The following is an 18,558-nucleotide window of genomic DNA, read 5'->3' as shown; positions in this document are numbered from 1 at the left end:
CCGTCCACTCGGCCTCAGGCCGATGCTGGCGGAGGCGACGCCGCGCCCCCCCTTTACCGCTTCGCCAGCGCCGCCTTCACGGCCTGTTCGATGTCTTCGTGCGTGAACGTCTTCTCGTCGTCCCCCGAGGCGAACGTCTTCAGCAGCTTGCCGTCGCGGCCGTAGAGTTTGAAGTGGGGCAGAGCCCCCTCTTCAATTCCGAAGACATCGGCCCCGTCGTCGGCGATGTCGAGCTTGCTGATCAGGTTGTCGAAGTCGGCGTGCTTGTCCTTGAGGAACTCGACAACGCTTTGCGGAGCCTCGCCTTTTTTGAGCGAGTCGAACGACAGCGAAACCACGGCCAGGCCGTCCTTGCGGTAGCGCTCGGACAGTTCTACGGTCTTGGGGAACGCTTTGATGCAGGGGACGCACCAAGTCGCCCAGCAGTCGACAAGAATCACCTTCCCTTTGTGCCGGGCGAGGATCTTTTCGTAACCGGCTTTATCGACCACCTCGACCGCGGACGCCCCGGCGGGAGGGGCTGCGTGGCTGGCCAGCGAGAGAATTGCGGTCACGAGGACTGCCAGCAGGGGCGTGAAACGCATCCGTGAAAGCATGGGAAGAGCGTCCTTTGTCAGTTGTCAGTTGTCAGTTGTCAGTTGCGATGATGCCGGCGACCGATTGCTGACGGCACTCCGCCTTCGGAATTCGTCATTTTTTCTCGTCGGGTTTTCGTGGCGTCCGGGCGTACTCGATTCCGCAACCCGTGTGCCGGGTTTCGGTGTGCTTCGGCGGTTTTCCGGCCAGGACTGCTTCGACCGCTTCCCGGACGTAGGCGACCCCGACGTTGTCGGCGTGCTGCCAGTCGTCGTCGATCGCCCCCATATAGGCGACTTTGCGCTCGCCGTCGAGCACCAGCGCCTGAGGAGTCACGGCGGCTCCATACTGGCGGCCCAGATCCTGCGACAGATCCTGCAGATAGAGGAAGTTGAACTCCCGTTCGCGGGCGCGGGCCTGCAACAGTTCCAACGTATCCTCTTCCGATCGGCTGACGCTGATGGCGACGACCTGCACGCCCCGGTCGCGGAAGTCGCTCTGGAGCTGTTTCAGGCGTTCCTCGTAGGCGGTGGCGATCGGACAGTGATTGCAGGTGAAGACCACAACGACGGCTTTGGCCGCTTTCAGATCGACCAGGGCGTGCTGTTTGCCGTCGATGCCGGTCACGTCGCTCCACGACGGGGCGGCATCGCCAATGCTGAGTTTCCGGTTGTATTTACCGGCTTGGGCGGGTTGAACCAGGCACAGCAGGCTCAGCGCCAGCCATGACGCCATGAACGCTCGAATCGAGCCCATTTCCTGACTCCGTTATCGCTGAACCCGGCCGGTACCGCTTCCCTGCATCAGCGTCTCGATTTCACTGCGGGAGCAGAGGTTGAAGTCGCCATAGAGACCATGCTTGAGGCAACTGGCCGCCACTGCGTAGCGCAAGGCCGTTTGCGGATCGGACAGTTCCGGCGTGGTGCAGGCGAAGATCAGTGCTCCGCCGAAGCTGTCCCCGGCTCCGACGCGATCGACGATGTTGTGCATTTCGTACGGCGTGTATTTCCCGGCCTCATCGGTGGGTGCGACATGGACGGCGTCAGTCGCGGCGTCGTACAGCAGCGCCCCCCAGTTGTTGTGGTTGGCGGAAAAACTCTCCCGCAGAGTGATTGCGACCTTCTCGATGTGGGGGAACTGGCGAACGATTTCGCGGGCGGTCCAGGCGTAGCCGTCGAGGTCGATTGTTCCTGCTTCGACGTTGCTGCCGGGAGCGTGAATTCCCAGGACCTGCTCGGCGTCTTCTTCGTTGGCGATCAGGACTGTCACCGACGGCAACAATTCCCCCATCACCCGGCGGGCCAGGGTGGCCGGAGATGTTCCCGATTCCCAGTTCCACAGCTTCTTGCGGTAGTTGAGATCGCAGGAGACGGGCATTCCCTTGGCGCGGGCGGCCTTCGCGCCGGCGATGGCGGCGGCCGCTGAAGCGCTGCCGATCGCAGGCGTGATGCCGGTGACGTGAAACCAGCCCGCGTCGTCGAGAATCCGGTTCCAGTCGTAAGTCTCGGGCGGGGCAATGGAGATCGACGAGCCGGCGCGATCGTACGTGACGTTGCTGCCGCGCTGATTACTGCCGGGTTCGACGAAATAAATGCCGAACCGGCCTTCCTTCGTGCGGATCAGCAGGTCAGTGTCGACGCCGTACTTGCGCATTTCCTGGACGAGGCCGTCGGTGACGATGTTATCGGGAACCGCGGTGCAGTACGCGGCCTTCCCTCCCTGCAGCGCGATCGAGACGGCCACGTTGGCTTCGGCGCCGCCGTAGGTGGCCGACAATTCGCCCGGCAGGCTCTGCCGCCAGCGCTGGCCGCCGAGAGGCATGAGCCGGAGCATGATTTCGCCGAACGTGACAACCCGCATGGTCAACCTCGATCAGGATGGAAACGCCGACGTCCCCGGGGGGAGCAGCGGATGGAGTTTCCCCGATGCTAACGGCTGGTGCGGGCAGGGTCGAGCGGACCGGCGCGGCGCGACGATTGGGGAACTTCGGCAAACCGTCTGAAATCGTTTTCTGGTGACTGGGGCGGACCGGCGACTGGCCGCGACTGTCGTCGAGTTGATTTCCAGATTGGCGTCGAGTAGTCTGTCAACCCTTCGCACATCAGAATACCGCTCCCCTGAACTTTTGCACCATAGACTCGACCGCCGTGGGGAGCGATTTCTACCGGCCGGGACCGGAACGTTCAGTTCCGATCCCGGCTTTTTTCGTTTTTCGTTCGGACCGGCGAAGACTTCAGAGATCAGCCAGTCTGGGATTCGCCGTGCGCCATTGATTAGAATTGCCGGGAAGTCTTGATCCGGCCGTGTGACAGGCTATCCCCGCTCATGACCGCCGCGCCTCGCCGGTGTTGCGGAGAGGATTATTCCCGATGGAATTGCGTCGTCGATGGTCCGCCCTGCTGGCCTGCCTGATGGTCGTGGTGCTCTGCGGCTGCCCGCAGAAGCCTCCGGGGAGTGCCGCACCGCAGGAAGCCGGGGCCGTCGCTTCTTCAAAGCCGGCGACGGTCACGCTGACCGATCAGGAAGGTCGACCGGCCCCGCCGTTCCGCGAAGGAGCCACGGGGTTCGAGGGGCGCTGGTCGCTGTTTCTCAGCAGTCAGGGACAGGACATCGTGCTCTGGCTGTTTGAAATCAGCCGGGGGCCCGAGAACGCCTGGTCCGGCAAGTTTCTGGATGCGTCTCGCGACCGGACGAAGCCGGAGTTTACGCGCGTTGCCGTCGATGGGGAACAGATTCAGTTTGACGTGAAAAACGAACAGGGTACGGTCAATTTTCAGGGCCGGCTTGTGGACGGGGTCGTGCGCGGGACCTTCGCGTTCGGGCCGTACGATCTGAGTCCCGCCCGCCTGTGGCCGACGTCGATCGATTCGCTGGAGAAATCGGCCCAGGCGCTGCCGCCGCCAGGGATTGACGTCTTCAAGCAGGCGGCTGCCGAGAAGGAGAAGCCGGTTGCGGCGATCCTGCGGGCGGCTCAGGAGGCCTATGACAGCCCCCTGGCGCTGGACGCCTACTCCGGAGTGCTCGAACAACTTCGGCGCGTCGAGCCGACTCGTGCGCAGGCGGAAAAAATCGTCAGCGGCTACGCGAAGTCCGCCGCCACCTGGGGACCGCGGATGGAGCTTCGTTCCCGGATCATTTCCGCGGTGCAACTGACGCGAAACCGGCTCTTTCCCGACATGGTCCTGTCGCTCCTCAAAGAGTTCGAGCAGGGGATCGGCGATGAGCTTTCGAACTGGAAGGACCAGATCAAGGCCGCCCGCACCAACGCGCTCGTCGAACAAGCGCTGCTCGATTTGAGGTCCGGCGACGAGGCGAAACGAACGGCGGCCCGGGACTATTTGTCCGATCCCAAGCTCACCACGCAGCATTACAACTTTGAAGTCCTCTACGAACTTGCCAGATACTCCGCCGACCATGACGAGACCGACAAGGCGATCGACTACTATTCGCAGATCGTGGCGCTCCCGCTGCTGGAGATGATGGTCAAGGAAATGGGCCCCCAGATCGGTCGCGCCGCGGGGGATCCGACTCCCCGAGACGTTCTGACCGAGCTCTGGGAAAAGTCCAGGGGGTCTCGCGACGGTCTCGACGCCCACTTGAGGCAGGTTTATGAACAAAGCCTCGCCGGATTAATTGCCAACGCCAGGGAGCGCGCCCCGGCGGCGGTGGCGGCGCCAACTCGCCCGGTCCTGCTGGAGTTGTTTACCGGCACGGAGTGCGGACCGTGTATCGCGGCGGATCTTGCCACCTGGGGAGTCCAGCAGACGTACTCCGATAAGGACGTCATCGTGCTGCAGATTCACCAGCACATTCCGCTGCCCGACCCCCTCGCCAACCTCGACGGCGAAGAACGGTACAGCTATTACGAAGCCCAGGGGACTCCCTGGGCGATGATCGACGGCATGTCGCTGCAGGGCGAACGCGGACTGATTCCCTCGGGAATCGGCGGGCTGCTGCAACAGGTCGAGATGAACTACCTTCAACTCCGCAACGTGATCGATCAGCGGCTGGTCATGTCCCCCGGAGCACAGGTCTCGGCAACCGCGGCCCTTCAGGACGGACTGTTGACGGTTTCCGCAGGCGCGACGGGATTTTCCACAGACGATTCGGGGGCGCTCCGCCTTCGCGTCGCGCTGGTGGAAAGACAGGTGGACTACGCCGGCACCAACGGCATCCGCGACCATCATCACGTGCTACGAGCGATGCTTGGCGGCGCCCGCGGCGCCGCGGTCCGCAAAGGGGAGCTGAAATACGACACTTCGATTCCACTGGCCGAGCTGCGTCAGCAGATCGAGAGCTATCTGGCGGAATTCGAAGCCGGTCGCCGGATCAAGTTCCCCGTCAAGCCCCTGGAGCTGAAGTCGCTGGAAGTTGCCGCGTGGGTGCAGAACGACAAGACGAAGGAAGTTCTGGGGAGCGTGCTGATTCCGGTGGCCGGGGCATCCGCTCCCGAATCCGCCCCCGCAGTCCCTGCCGCTCAAGAGCCCGCGAATGCCTCCGCACCAGCCAACGGAGCTCCAACGGCCCCGTAAGTTCCACGGCGAGACCTCATTTCCTGAGATTGCAGGAAACTTCTCGGACAATTCAGGTTCGTCTTGCGGCATGAGCCGGCGTACCCGACAATCGCAGGGACGTCCGTACCCCGCGAGTGGCCCGCCATGACCGTCCGTCGGCACTTCGAATTCTGGTTCATTGCCGGTTTGGCGCTGTTGCCGACGGGCTGCGGAGGGAATCCCGCCGTCCCAAGTGCGCCGGCCCCGCCGAATCGACTCGCGACGCCTGCGGAAACGCAGGGGGCGAAGGTCGCCGCCGCGCCGCCGCCGCGTCCGGTCGCCAGTTCACCGGCGTCGACGGCCAAGAAGGAGGTTTCCAGCCTGCCGGATGGCGTCGATCCTCGCGACGCTTTCAAAGTTGCAGCCGCCGGGCCGACATTCGATGTCCTGGCCATCGGCACGGTGCTCCCGGAGGACCAGGTGACTGTCGTCGCCGCGGTTTCGTCTGGCGACCTCAACCAGTATCAGGTGGCGACTCCGGGTGGGGCAGGGAGGACGGCCGGCGCGCCCGCGCCGGGCTTTACGCTGCCGTCCGGATTTCAGGCAGTCCGTGCGGCAGGATATTCGTCCGCCGGATTGCCGCTGCGAATTATCGACGAAAAGGCCGGTGCGGAAATGGTTCTGATTCCCGCCGGAGTCAGTTATCTGGGGACCGATATCGGTCCGGAGAACGCCCGACCGCGCGTGCCCGTATTGCTCGACTCCTATTACATGGACGTGACGGAAGTCACGCTCGCCGAATACGACCGATACAGCACGGACCTCCGGGATCTCAAACGGCCGCGTCCGCAGGAGCCGTTGAATGCGGGGGCGCTCCCCGCGTTTCCCGCGCTGGGGATTTCCTGGTCGACGGCCAACGCCTTCGCCAAATGGGCCGGCAAGGATTTGCCCAGCGAGGCCGAGTTCGAGAAAGCGGCCCGAGGTCCCGACGGTTTCCGCGCGCCGTGGGGGAATGGACGGGCCTTGTGGCCCGACGGCCGAAAGCCCGAATCGATTTCCCAAGTGGCGGCCTACCGTTCAGATCTGAGTCCTTATGGCGTATTCGATCTGGCCGGAAACGCCCGGGAGTGGTGCAGCGACTGGTATTCCGAAGAAGGGCATCGGGAAGCCCGCGCATCGGGTTCCGGAACAATCAAGAACTGGCCCGGTCCCCGCAAGGCCACCACGACCAGCCATCGAGTCGTCAAGGGGGGGGCCGAAGACTGGTCGGCTTGGACTCGGGCCGGGGCCAACATGGCGGACCGGCCGGCCGACGTCGGATTTCGCTGCGTGCTTCGCGTGGCTCTGCCCGGCGAGCCGCCGGCCGCCAGGGCCAACGGATTTCGGCCTCCGGCGACGTCGAATTGACGTGCGGACCGGTTTCGGCCAAAGTCTGTGAACCGTTCGCCCGGGCAGATTGTCCGTCTGGCGGACGTCACCGACTCCTTTTGACCGCCGAGTGCAATGCCCGTTCGTCCCCCGCAGGCTATCCGTGGTGTCAGTTCCGGAAGCGAAGGGCCGCTGGAGGAAATCTACCCGTCCATCGCCATGACCGGGCTGGGAAAGACCCTCGATCGGCTCTATAACCTGATTCCGCAGGGTTTCGGGCAAATCCGGTTGTCCTACCTGCTGTTCGTACCGCCGACGGCGCCGCTGGCCCTGGCGGCCTACTTTGCGCTCAAGGTGACTGGCGAGCACTACGCGATCACCAATCGCGCCGTCAAACGCGTCCGGATTCTGGGGGGGCGGACTGTCCAGCAGGCGCTGCTGGAGGACATTCACGAAATCCTGGTCGATCCCGATTCTCGCAGTTCGTTCTTCCAGACCGCCGATCTTCGGCTGAACGACTCCCAGGGGCAGACGCTGCTCGAACTTCGCGGCGTGCCGCATCCCGACCGAGTTGTCGCGGTCATTCGCGAAGCCCGGTCGGCCCGGCAGCGCGTGGCCGCCTCTCTCGAACAGATTGCCGCCCGGTCCTCGTGATCCGGAAACTTGTCACTGCGGCGGCGGGGGCAACTCTTCGTAGCCGCGCCCGCTGGCGGGAACCGCTGGCGTGGAGTTTCGCGGACCGGCGACCGGCCCGACAGGCGCTGCGGGAGGTTCGGCTGGCTCCGGCTCGGCGGGGAATTCCGGGGAATTCTGCTCGCCCGGTTCCGTCGTCGAAACCAGAGCGGCCAACAGTCCGGCCGACTCGCCGGGCTTGAGCCCGATCACCAGTACCGGCACATGAAACGTGCCGTCGGAAAACTCCTCCAGCGAGCCTGGCAGACGGTCGAAGTCGAGCCTTTCGATCGCAATCTGGTGCTGCTGATGAAGCTGGCCGGCCAGTTCCGTCGCGGCCCGGTTAAAGAGAACGCGCGTCGCCAGCGGATCCTCGACAATGTGAATGACTCGTTCCGGCTGAAACTCGAACATCAGTCGCAGGAGCTGCTGCGTCTCGGTTTCGCTCGCAGGACAGGTCCCGGAAAACTCCACCTGCGGACGATACCGCCGGCCCGGGAAGTTCCGGTTGAGATCGACATTGCTGTCGTTGAAGCGTCGCGCCGCCTGCAGCCCGCCGGGATTCGCCCGGGGAATCAGCAGAAAGGTCTGATTCTCAAGAACCGCCGGCTGGCGCGTCAGTTGCGAGATCAATTCTTCGGCGGCCGCGACGGCGCCCTGGTTTTCGCCATTGAGGCCCGCCACGACCAGCGTCCGCAACGGTCCCTGGCCGAGCGTGCGCGACGACAGTGAAGCCGAAGGGACGCCGCGGGAGGTCGAAGCCGGCCGTGCAACCAGCGCTTCGCCCGCCGAGACCTTCTGCGGTGTGCGGAGCTGGGAGAGATCCCGTTCGACGACGAGCGGGTCTGCGGGCATGGCGCCTGATGCGTCAGCCGGTTCGGAACGACGTCCCGCCAACGCCCGAGCGGCATCCTGCAGCTCGTCGACGGCTCCGTTCTGCCGAGGTCCGGATTGAACCGAAGCGGAGCTCGCTGCCGTCGCCAGCCCGCTCAGTTCGCTGAACCACTGGTCAAGCGGCTTTCCGGCGACCGGCAGGCTCTCGACATCGTCCACTCGATTGCGCAGCTCCGTCGCCGCCAGGTTTACCTGGCCGGCGGCGTCATCAATGGCCCGCGCGATCGGCGTCGCAGGGGGAGCTGTCGCCGACGACTTCCGCCAGGCTTCCCAGTGCTGGGCCGTCTGGCGAATCCACTCTGGATGCTCATAAGCGACAAACGCACTCCCGGCGCATGCCAGAGTGCTGCAAACCGTCAAAAACGTTCTCACGACTCCCTCCGGTTCCGGCGCGGGGCAGCGCCGCGGCGAGGCTCTCGCCGATTCGGAACGGACAGAACAAAAAGATTGCCGGCATCCGCCGCAATCCAGAAAGAACCTCCGGATCAAGAATCCAATTCTCGAACCCGAAGGGACTCAAATTCCAACAGTCGACTCTGATTCGAACTCGGTCCGACCGCCATAACTCCGGGCCAAGCCCATCGCGGCCGAATCGGCCATCTACGCCTTACCCATCTCCAAGTCGGCACGGGGGCCGCCCCTGGCGGCCGGCTAGTCTTCGTCGATGCCGAGGCGGTACTTGAGTTCGTTGAAGCGGCGGCCGAACTCTTCAGAGGAAGAGTGGACGTGCTCCGCTTCGGTGATAAATTTCATGTCTTCGACGCAGTCGAGGCCGTAATCGTCGAGCGTGTCCTGGAAGTCGACCAGTTCATGGCCGTAGCAGATCAGGAGTTTGTGCTCGTCGAACTGAATTTCGAGGGGGATGCGCGGATTGAGCACCGCCAGCCCGGTGCAGCCGTCGTCGAGCAAAACGTCTTCGAAGTCGTAAAGAACGCTCTTGAGGATCGGCAGGTCGATATCTTCCCGATACAGATCGGAATGGCCGCCTCGGCGGTCGTGACTGGTTTCGAGAACGACATCGACGACGTTCCCCAGCGGATCGAGCAGGTCGAAGAAGACGTCGAGCAGCTTCTCGCGGCTGACGGAGGCCATCAGCACGGGAATCTTGATACCGGAATCGCGGTCCTGATAGGCGTCGTGTCGATATCCGGAGCTGGGGACGACCTGCAGATCGTAGGACGGCCGAATGGCGTCGGTGAGCCGGAATTTCCCATACCGCGCGATGTTCAGATGCGTTTCGAGCTGCTCCTCGGAGAGGTTCTCGAAACTGCTCCGTCCGTGGCGGGATTCGCCGTCGCGATACGTGTTCTTGAACAGTCGCTTCAAGAACCCCATGGTGCTGATCCTTAGTCTCGCCCGTCGTGGCGGTCGCGCTTCGACAAGTGCAGACTGGGTAATTGACCTGGCCCGGAGTTCGCCAATCCCGTCCCTCAGGACAGCATTGACGGCCTGTGTTCAACTCCGGCTCAAGGCAACTCTAGCACGCAAAATCGGGGCGGTTCGGCGGCCGATCCTCAACTCTTTCCGGAATACAGGCGCCGCTTTCTGGAACGCACCTCGCAATACGACTGGCGAGAAACTCCCGCGAGGGCAAGAAATTCCGCTAAAGGATTCTGCGCGGGCAGGGAACTTTGCTCCGGGGCGGGCCTGCAATGCAGGAGGGCCACGCCGAGCCATTCTTCCGCCTGGCGCGATTATGCGGATTGCGACATCCCGCCCCCCTCCCGGGCGAAAGTTCAACCCGACCGACCTGCACGCGGGTGAACGGAAATGGAATGCTGTCGAACCGGCCGAGTCCGGTTATACTGTCGGACTGGTTCGGGGCTTCCGGCGTCCCGACGCATTTGGACGGAGACCTCGCACGGAACAGGGACATCCATGCCAGCGACGGAACTCGTACTCGCTCAGCTCAATCCGAATGCCATCGCGGGCATTACGGTGGTGGTGGTCATTGGGCTGCTGGTGCTGCTGCTGGTTTTCGCGCGCTACATCGGCCTGTGGGTCCAGTGTAAGTTCGCGCGAGCGGGGATCTCGTTTACCAACCTGATCTTCATGTCGTTGCGCAAGATCAGCCCGACGATGATCGTCCGGGCGCGCATCATGGCCGTCCAGGCCGGATTGCTGGAAGTCTATCCCATCAGCGTTCGCGACATGGAGTCCCATTTCCTGGCTGGGGGCAACGTCCTCAAGGTGATTCGCGCCCTGATCGCCGCTCACCGCGCCCGGATCGATCTCGACTGGCAGACGGCCCAGGCGATCGACCTCGCCGGCCGGGACATTCTCGAAGCCGTCCGGACCAGCGTCTATCCGAAGGTGATCGACTGTCCCGATCCGCGAAAAGGGACGCAGACTCTGGATGCAGTCGCCGCCGACGGCATTCAGCTCAAGGCCCGCGCCCGCGTCACGGTGCGAACCAACATTCATCAGCTCATCGGCGGTGCAACGGAAGAAACCGTGATCGCACGCGTCGGCCAGGGGATCGTGCAGGCGATTGGTTCCACGTCGTCCTACAAAATCGTCCTCGAAAATCCGGATCGGATTTCGCAGACCGTGCTCAATCAGGGCCTGGAAGCCCAGACGGCGTTCGAAATTGTTTCGATCGATATCGCCGATATCGACGTCGGGGACAACATCGGCGCCCGTCTGCAGGCCGATCAGGCGGAAGCCGACATGCGGGTCGCCCAGGCCAAGGCCGAGCAGACCCGTGCCGAGTTCGCCGCCCGCGAACAGGAGATGATCGCCAAAGTTCAGGCGAACCGGGCCGAGGTGGTGCTGGCCGAGGCGCAGGTTCCGATGGCGATTTCCGAAGCGCTGCAGAGTCGAGCGATCGGACTTCTCGATTACTACGAATTGAAAAACGTCCAGGCCGACACCCAGATGCGGCAGGCGATCGCGGGCCAGGGGCTGGGCGGCCAGGCCGTCACCCGGTGAATTCCGGTCGACAGGGTCGGGCGGGGCGATGGATGGGGTTCCGGAGGAAGAGGCAATGACGCAGTATCCGGTGCTGGTCGCGATCGAATGGGGGCAGGTCTTCGGCCTGATTATCCTCGTGATCTCGATCCTGAGCTGGTTGATCAATGCCGTGAAAGGAAACCCTCAGAAGCCGGCAGGCGGAGCGGTTCCGGGCCAGCCGCCCCGCAATGAACTGGAGCAGTTCCTGAAGCAGGTTCTGGAGTCGAATCGCCCGAAGCCCGCTCAACAGCCCCAACCCGAACGCCCGCGGACGAATCCCAACGCCGGCCGGAACAAGCTGAAGAACAAACCGAAGCGACCGCCGGTCAAGCCGGCCGCTCCGGTGTTTGCCGATGACGATCGTCCGTCCCCGCCTGGCTCCATCGCCCGTCAGCATCTGAAACCGTCGAATCTGTCGAGCGGCGTCGAATCGCACTTGCGATCGCATTTCGCGGAAGACCGCCGCGAGGAAGCGGCGCAGCGGCAGCGCATGTCCGGACCTCAACTTCTGGGTGAACGGGTCCGCGATGCCGTTCAGACCGACCTCGGAGGCGGCCTTGCGGCATCGGCTCCGATTGTCGCGCCCGTCCTGCCGCAACATCCGCTGATGAGCTGGCTGGCGCAGCCGGGCTCCATTCAGAACGCAATCGCCGTTCAGGAAATCCTGCAGAAACCGCGCGCGCTCCGCCGCGGCTGAACTTCTTTGTCTGCGACCGGCGCGCGGCGACGACTGCGTGCCTTCGCCGAGCGACTGCCATCGCGTCCCCATGGACGAACCCACCCCCCGGATACTGCTGCTGGCCGGTCGCTACGCATTGCGTGGCACCTGGTCCTACACGCTGCGCCTCGCGGAACATCTTCCCGAGCACGGATTCTCGATGACGGTGATCTGTCCGGACGCCCGTCGCGTCGATGCGGCCCGGCGCCGAGAGCTTCACATCCAGCAGTATCCGCTGCTGCAGGCGCCGCTGTGGGGACAGGTCGTCCTGGCGATGCTGTATCGGCAGCTTGAGAAACAGCCGCCGGAACTGATTCATATTCAATCGCGCTCAGCGGTCAAAGCGGGACTCTGGCTGGCGCGTCGGCTGCAGGTTCCCTACGTCCAGACCGTCCACGATTTTCTGCAGGTTCGGCAGCGTTTCGTCTGGGACCGTCGACTGTGCCGGCGGATTCTTGCCGTCAGCGAGGCCGTCCGGTCCGATCTGATCGGCAAGGCCGGGTTGCCGTCCGAACTTGTCACAGTCGTTCCGCCGGGTGTGGAATGCGGCGAAAGCGTTGCAGGCCCGATTCTGCAGCCCGGCCGGATTTCCGTCGTCGGCACGGCGGGTCCGCTGGAGTCGATCAAAGGCATGCCGTTCTTTCTGGGCGCGGCCGCGATGGTCCTGCAGACGCAGCGCGATGTGGAGTTCCTGATCGCCGGCGCCGGTCCCGAAGAATTCAATCTCCGCCGGCTGGCGCGGGAGCTGGGCATCAACGACCACGTCACGTTTGTGCCCAACATTCTCGATTTCGACGAAGCGATTCTGGCGATGGACATTTTCTGCCTGCCGTCGCTCCAGCAGGGGATCGGAACCATCATGCTGGAGGCCATGGCGCTGGGACGTCCGGTGATTGCGACGCGCGTCGGCGGCGTCTACCGCATCATTCGGGACAATGAAACCGGGCTGCTTGTCCCTCCTTCCGACAGCCGCCGTCTGGGCGAAAGAATTCTGGAGCTCCTCGATCAACCGGTCCGAGCCCAGGCGATTGGCGCCGCGGGGCAGCGCGAGGTGGAGGAACAGTACAGCGTTCAGCAGATGATTCGTCAGACGGCGGACCTGTATCGCGAGATTTTGAACATTCCGGCGCCTGTGGCGGTTTGACTCGACCGGCTCTCCCCGTCGACAATGCGCATTCCGGCTGACGACCGGTGGTTGATCGGAACAGCAGACATTGCGTGCAACAGCACGGATCTCCGGCCTGGCGGCACGCGGCGGATCCAGCAGATCGAACAAAACGCCGTCGGGAATCTGGCATGCAGGCAGAGATTATCGCCGTCGGCACGGAACTGGCCAACGGGGCCAAGCTTGACACCAACAGCCAATGGCTCAGCCTTGAACTGGCCGAGATCGGGATCTCCGTCCGGGCTCACGCGACCGTCGGCGACGATCTCGACATGATGGTCGATACGATCCGCGCGTCGGCCAATCGCAGCGACGTGGTGCTGATCACCGGCGGGTTGGGGCCGACGCTCGACGACCTGACGCGCGACGCCCTGTCCCGTTTCACCGGCGCCGAACTGGAGCTGCATCCCCCCTCTCTCGAACACGTCAAGGAAATGTTCGCCCGTCGGAATCGCCCGATGCCCGAGCGGAATGTGGTGCAGGCCATGTTTCCCCGCGGCAGCCAGCCGCTTCCCAATCCCCGCGGCACCGCCCCGGGAATCTGGCTGACGGCGCCGCGCCCCGACGGGAAGACTTGCGGAATTGCGGCCATGCCCGGCGTTCCCAGCGAGATGAAGCAGATGTTTCGACAGCAGGTCGTCGCCCGTCTCGACGCCGGAGACCGGATCATTCGCCGGGCGCGCATCAACTGCTTCGGCTGCGGCGAGAGCCAGGCGGAGGAGATTCTTGGCGATCTGACGGCTCGCGGTCGGGATCCGGACGTCGGCATTACCGCGCACGAGGCGACCATCACCATGCGGATCACGGCGGAAGGGGGTTCGATCGACGAAGTACGCGCCAAGATCGAGAAGACGCGCGCCGCCATCGTGAACCGCATGGGAGAGTTCGTTTTCGGCGTGGAAGACGAGGAACTCGAGCACGCGCTCGTCCGTCTTTTGCGGCTGCGCCGGGCGTCGCTCTCGACCGCGGAATCGGGCACCGGCGGGCTGCTCGCTCACCGGCTGACCAGCGCTCCGGGCTTCGAGTCCTGCTATCTCGGCGGCGTGGTGGTGACATCAAACGCCGCCAAACGTGAAATGATCGGCGTCGAGCCGCAAGTGCTCGAACAGTTCGGACCGATCAGCGCCGAAGCCGCGGCCGCGATTGCAGAGGGGTGCAGGACCAGGTTCGCGACCGACTTTGCCATCGCGGTTACAGAATGGCCCGAATTCGATCCTGACGATCCGCTGGCCGCAGTCCCCGCGTCGTTCGTCGCCCTGGCCGGTCCCAACCTGCTGACCGTCGAAAAAGTCCAGCACTTCGGGGACCCCGCCATCGCGAAGAGCCGCACCACCAAAGTCGCCATGAACCTGCTGCGTCTGCACCTGATTCAGGGGTAAAGCCGCCGTTCAGAAGAGCGGCTTCTTCGTACTGCCCGGTTTCGCGTTTCCGCCGGCTGGTGGCGGCTTCGGGCCGGTGTCGCCGGGCTGCGACGGCGATCCGTCGGGACCCACGCTGGAAGTCTCGGCGCCGATTGGCCGACCGCCGTCACCCCACGTGCTCGCTTTCGCCGAACGGTGCAGGGCGAACGCTTGCGGCTTGATCGACTTGTAGCTGTTGGACAGCGGGGTCGCATAGTAGACCCCCTGGTCGCCGGTGAGCAGTTGAACGTCGCGATCGGCCCCCAATGCGGCCTGCCATTCGGCGAGAGCTCCCGCCGAATTCTGAACGTCGCCATCCTTCCCGAGAAGCCGCTGAATCTCAGGTGCGACGCCGTTTGCCCGCCCCCACCATTCCACCTGATTCCGCTGCAGCGCTGCGGCGTCGCACAACAGCACGGCGGCCCGTTCGGCTTCGCCGTTCTTCACGACGAACGGCCCCGCGAACGCGGTCTCATCGACGTACAACCGGAACGGCCGACGGACGTCGCCGTCCGGCTGAATCGGTTCAATCCGTATCGCCGACTGGGTCGCGGCGAGCGTACATCGCCGGATGTCGACAGTCAGCGGGACGGCGTCTCCGACGCGCGCCGGCGCAAGATCGAGACCCAGTCCCCGCGCCACCAGGATCGAGTTCCGCAGGAACAGGTTTCCAGCCCCCCCCTCCGCACGAATCAGATGCCCCGGCGAATACAGCAGCGAGTCTGCAATCACCAGCACTGGCGGATTGCTGCTGGCTGCAGACCCTTCGCTGGAAATCCAGCGGATCAGCCCTCGATGCTGCGCCCCATCGACCGCCGGCCCCATGAGCTGGCACTGCCGGATCATGAGTTGGGAGTCGCGGGCGACGATCAGGTGTTCGGGCACGCCCTCGCGCGTTGATGCAAGCTGGGCCAGCGATGCGCCGACGAGCTCCAGCCCCCCCTTCTCAACGGTGATCAATGCCTGCGGACCGGCCCGACCGTCGGTCACCCTCGGCTGCATCAGCAACGGCGGGCTCCCCTCGACCTGGCGGAAGACGATCCGAACCCCCTTCCCTTCAATTTTCACCGGGGTCATCGTCCGGTTGCCGGAGCCGGTGGCTTCAATCAGGGTCCCCGACGGCCATTGATTGCGACCTAGCACCACCCCCAGATCTTCTTTCAGCAAGTCGACCCGCAAAACCTGCGGCGGTTCCGACGACGCCAGGGACAACTGCGAAGGAGCCTGCTTTCGTTCGGCGAGCGCCCGGATGCGGACTTGCGAAACATGATCGGGCAACGACAGCGAAGCGGTCTCGCAGCCCGGCGGTTGTCCTGACGCAGACGTGACTCCCAATGGCGGAATTCGATCGCGGTCGAGAATCGCCACATCCGTTTGAGCCCAGTCTTCCGGCGCAGCAGCCGGGAAACCGGCGGCCTGGAACTGCTCGGCGTCGAACTTCTTTCCCCAGAACCGCTGCCAGCTCGCGGCGTCAGTGACCCGGAAAGACGTGGCCGCCCCCGGATCGACAAGTTGCCCGTAGCCGAGGTACAGCGAATTGGTCGAGGACCACATGACGTCCTGGAGCTGTCCCGCGTCCTGGCCATTGTGCTGAGGCGGCCACTGTGATGCGTCAAGCAACACGGTTTCCGACCGGTTCGCCGTGCAGCAGACGGAGTCCTGAAAGACAAAGTTGGTCAGTGGAGGCACGCCCGACCCGTTCAGCATGAGCCGAACGGCGGCTTTTCCCGTGACGAGCGTCGACTCGACAAACCGCACGGTCCGCTGCGGGCCCGCAGGTAGCGCCGGAAGCCCCGCAGATCCGGCCGGATCTTTCGATTCACGCTCCGGAGCCACAAATCGCTGCGATGAAGAAAGCACGACGACTGGAGACGTCGCGGAGACCAGCACGCTCTGCCTCACCACCACGTCGGCAAACTGCCGCAGCACGGCGAGCGCCGTGACGGCTTCGCCCCGGACGATGGTCCGCTCGATCAGCGTTTGAGGCCGCATCAGAGGCTGTATGGCGGTGGGGTCCGTGCGGGTTTCGAGTGCGATCGCCTGGACGGGAACCGTCCCCGTTCCGCTGACCGTGAACGAACAGTCGCGAATCTGCAACTGTCCATCCACAACCGCTACCAGGCTGACAGGTTCGGTCCCCGGCAGATCTGCGGCGTTGGCGGCAAAATGCAGCCCTTGCAGTTCCAGAGTCCCGCGGGACATTTCCAGCCCCAGCCCCGGCGATGCGCTGTTGGCCTCACAGACGACCACCGGGCGCTGTTTCGGATCGGCGGCTTCAATCACGAGTCGAACAGCGGTGGTCGCAAGCTTTCCGGAAAGCGTCAGGATCCCGCTTCCCAGCACCTGCACGCGACCACCCCGGTCTCCCAGGAATTTGACCGCGGCGGCAAGCGACGGTTGATCCCCTTTCTGCTGCCCGTCCGAACTGACGGTCACCGTCTTCAAACCGTTTGTGGCGATGGCCCCGGCGGCCCAGGCCGGAATCTGTGTCGGATCGAACGGAGTTCCCGGCGCGGCGCCATCGGGACCGTCAGTACCGGCAGGCGTTCCCGCCGCGTTGTTAGCTGCCGCGGTCGCTCCCGGAGCGTTCGCGCTGGGTGAACCCGTTGTGGCTCCCGGCAGGTCCGCAGGGTTGGACATCTGCGGTCCGCCCGCCGCCCCGCCGGGTTCGTTACCGAGAATCGCGGTCCGTTCGCGCTGGGCCGCAAACGGATCGGTCACGGCCTGGCTGGGGCCGCCGAAGAAGAAGCTGGTGGCATAGTTGGAGACGACCCAGCCGAGGCCGAGGACGAGCGCAATGACGCCCAGGACGGCTCCGACCGGCTTGAGCCGGTCGATATTCAATCCTTCCCGTTCCTCCGTGGGCTCCAGAGGTTGCCGTTTGGGAGGCAGGTTTCGAGACTTGCCTTCCGTTGCCGACCGTTCGGGTTTGCCTTTCGGACGCTTCCCGGATTCTTCGGGAACCGACCCGGCGGCTTCAGATTCGTCCGGTTCGCTGCGTTGCCGCTCCTTCCGGGACTTCCGCGAAGAGCGGGATTCTACCGGCGCCTCATCCACCTCGGCCGCCGCATAGCGACGGTCATCTTCGTCATCGTCATCTTCCTCATCGAGAGACTGCAGACTCCCCTTCGGGGAGTCCGAATCTTTGAGCCGCGAGAACTTCCGGCCGCTCGGCTCGGGAGGGGGCTCGCCGCGACGGACGGCTTCGTCACGTTCCTCCTCCTCGATCGAGCCCATGATTTCGTCGCCGACCGCGCCGCGACTCAGCCGGGACTGCTCCAGGTCCGCGAGCAGATCGGCCGGGCTCTGGTAGCGATCCTCGGGCTTCTTGGCCATCAGGCGGTTGAGGACCGCGACGATCCCTTCCGGAATCTTGGGATTGAGGTCGCGGGCATTCGGAATCGGGCGAATGGCGTGGGCCTGGAGCTTGTTGGTGACGCTCCCTTCCGGGTAGGGCGCCTGCCCGGTGAGCATGTGGTACCACGTGCAGCCCAGCGAATAGAGGTCGCTGCGGATGTCGGCCAGCTTGCTGTTGCGGGCCTGCTCCGGCGCCATGTAGTCCACGGTGCCGACGGTGGTCCCCGCACGCGTGATATTGGTTTCGAGTGTGTCGTCGATCGATCGCGCCAGGCCGAGGTCGGTCAGTTTCACTTTGCCGTCGAGACGGATCAGCAGGTTCGACGGCTTGATGTCCCGGTGGACGATGTTCTGCTCGTGGGCGTGCTGGAGGGCCGAGGCCACCTCCTTGATCATCTGAATCGAGCGATTGATGGGAATCCGTCCCCGCTTGCGGATCAGCTCGTACAAGTCCTTGCCGTCGATGTACTCCATCGCGATGTACAGAAACCCGTCCGCCTCGCCGCTGTCGTAGACCGCCACGATGTTCTCGTGGCGGAGTTGAGCGGCGGCCTGCGCTTCGGCCTTGAAGCGCTTGACGAGCGTCGGATTCTCGGCCTTATCCCGCGGGAGCACCTTGAGGGCCACCTGCCGCTTCAGATCGGAATCCCGGCCGAGATAGACGGCCCCCATCCCCCCCTGACCGATCTTGCGGTCGATGATGTACTTTCCCAGCCGCTTCGGCGAGCCGTCTTCGGGCGGGGGTTGAGCCGAGGTGTCGCCAGCCATCAGGTTACCTCGCTCAAGAGCCGTGGAAGAAATGAGAGCCGGACGGCTCCCTCACAACATCGGGCGGACAGGACGGCGGCGATCAGTTCAGAAACAGGGCCAGCGGCAGAACACCTCCAGCGGGAGCGGACGCATCCGAAGGTTTCTCAACGTCCGGACCGGACAATGTACCACTCCCACTGTCGCCCCGTCAAA

13 protein-coding genes are annotated in these 18,558 nt (G+C 64.2%); 7 read left to right on the top strand and 6 right to left on the bottom strand.

The window, feature by feature from the left end; translation table 11 throughout:
• Positions 1–53 precede the first annotated feature (53 nt).
• The 3 genes from SH412_RS28425 to SH412_RS28415 form a co-directional block, all read right to left on the bottom strand.
• Complete coding sequence (locus tag SH412_RS28425) at positions 54–596, bottom strand: TlpA family protein disulfide reductase (RefSeq protein ID WP_336521426.1); 543 nt, start codon at positions 594–596, stop codon at positions 54–56.
• A gap of 94 nt (positions 597–690) precedes the next feature.
• Complete coding sequence (locus tag SH412_RS28420) at positions 691–1,332, bottom strand: thioredoxin family protein (protein ID WP_336521425.1); 642 nt, start codon at positions 1,330–1,332, stop codon at positions 691–693.
• A 12-nt stretch (positions 1,333–1,344) separates the two neighbouring features.
• Positions 1,345–2,436, bottom strand: coding sequence for a sugar kinase (locus SH412_RS28415; RefSeq protein WP_336521424.1), 1,092 nt, complete (start codon positions 2,434–2,436; stop codon positions 1,345–1,347).
• A 509-nt stretch (positions 2,437–2,945) separates the two neighbouring features.
• On the opposite strand from SH412_RS28415, the gene SH412_RS28410 reads away from it, so the two are divergent.
• The 3 genes from SH412_RS28410 (at position 2,946) to SH412_RS28400 (ending at position 7,091) form a co-directional block, all read left to right on the top strand.
• Entirely contained in the window at positions 2,946–5,108 is a 2,163-nt protein-coding gene (locus tag SH412_RS28410) for a hypothetical protein (RefSeq protein WP_336521423.1), read from the top strand.
• A 126-nt stretch (positions 5,109–5,234) separates the two neighbouring features.
• Complete coding sequence (locus SH412_RS28405; protein ID WP_336521422.1) at positions 5,235–6,476, top strand: formylglycine-generating enzyme family protein; 1,242 nt, start codon at positions 5,235–5,237, stop codon at positions 6,474–6,476.
• Positions 6,477–6,572: 96 nt separating this feature from the next.
• Positions 6,573–7,091, top strand: a complete 519-nt coding sequence (locus SH412_RS28400) for a hypothetical protein (protein WP_336521421.1) — start codon at positions 6,573–6,575, stop codon at positions 7,089–7,091.
• Positions 7,092–7,103: 12 nt separating this feature from the next.
• Here SH412_RS28400 and SH412_RS28395 read toward each other — a convergent pair whose 3' ends face one another.
• Together SH412_RS28395 and SH412_RS28390 are read right to left on the bottom strand one after the other, a co-directional pair.
• Positions 7,104–8,375 (bottom strand): DUF2817 domain-containing protein, encoded by a 1,272-nt coding sequence (locus SH412_RS28395; RefSeq protein WP_336521420.1) that lies wholly within the window; start codon positions 8,373–8,375, stop codon positions 7,104–7,106.
• Between the two features lie 279 nt (positions 8,376–8,654).
• Positions 8,655–9,338, bottom strand: a complete 684-nt coding sequence (locus tag SH412_RS28390; RefSeq protein ID WP_336521419.1) for a hypothetical protein — start codon at positions 9,336–9,338, stop codon at positions 8,655–8,657.
• 543 nt (positions 9,339–9,881) lie between these two features.
• Here SH412_RS28390 and floA point away from each other — a divergent pair.
• From floA to SH412_RS28370, 4 genes are all read left to right on the top strand, one after another.
• Positions 9,882–10,934 carry a flotillin-like protein FloA gene (gene floA, locus SH412_RS28385; RefSeq protein ID WP_336521418.1) on the top strand — a complete coding sequence of 351 codons (1,053 nt, stop codon included), beginning with the start codon at positions 9,882–9,884 and terminating at the stop codon, positions 10,932–10,934.
• Positions 10,935–10,989: 55 nt separating this feature from the next.
• Positions 10,990–11,652: a hypothetical protein gene (locus SH412_RS28380; RefSeq protein ID WP_336521417.1), complete on the top strand. Its 663-nt coding sequence runs from the start codon at positions 10,990–10,992 to the stop codon at positions 11,650–11,652.
• 70 nt (positions 11,653–11,722) lie between these two features.
• The gene (locus tag SH412_RS28375) at positions 11,723–12,817 is read left to right on the top strand and encodes a glycosyltransferase family 4 protein (RefSeq protein WP_336521416.1); all 1,095 of its coding nucleotides are present in this window, start codon (positions 11,723–11,725) and stop codon (positions 12,815–12,817) included.
• Positions 12,818–12,969: 152 nt separating this feature from the next.
• A complete protein-coding gene (locus tag SH412_RS28370) occupies positions 12,970–14,217 on the top strand; it encodes a CinA family nicotinamide mononucleotide deamidase-related protein (protein WP_336521415.1) in 1,248 nt (415 codons plus the stop codon).
• 9 nt (positions 14,218–14,226) lie between these two features.
• On the opposite strand, the gene SH412_RS28365 is transcribed toward SH412_RS28370, so the two are convergent.
• Positions 14,227–18,363, bottom strand: coding sequence for a serine/threonine-protein kinase (locus SH412_RS28365; protein ID WP_336521414.1), 4,137 nt, complete (start codon positions 18,361–18,363; stop codon positions 14,227–14,229).
• Positions 18,364–18,558 lie beyond the last annotated feature (195 nt).

The sequence above is a fragment of the Planctellipticum variicoloris genome, from assembly GCF_030622045.1.
GTDB lineage: Bacteria > Planctomycetota > Planctomycetia > Planctomycetales > Planctomycetaceae > Planctellipticum > Planctellipticum variicoloris.
The sequence above is the reverse complement of the archived record's forward strand: the minus strand, read 5'-3'. Positions and strand labels throughout refer to the sequence as shown.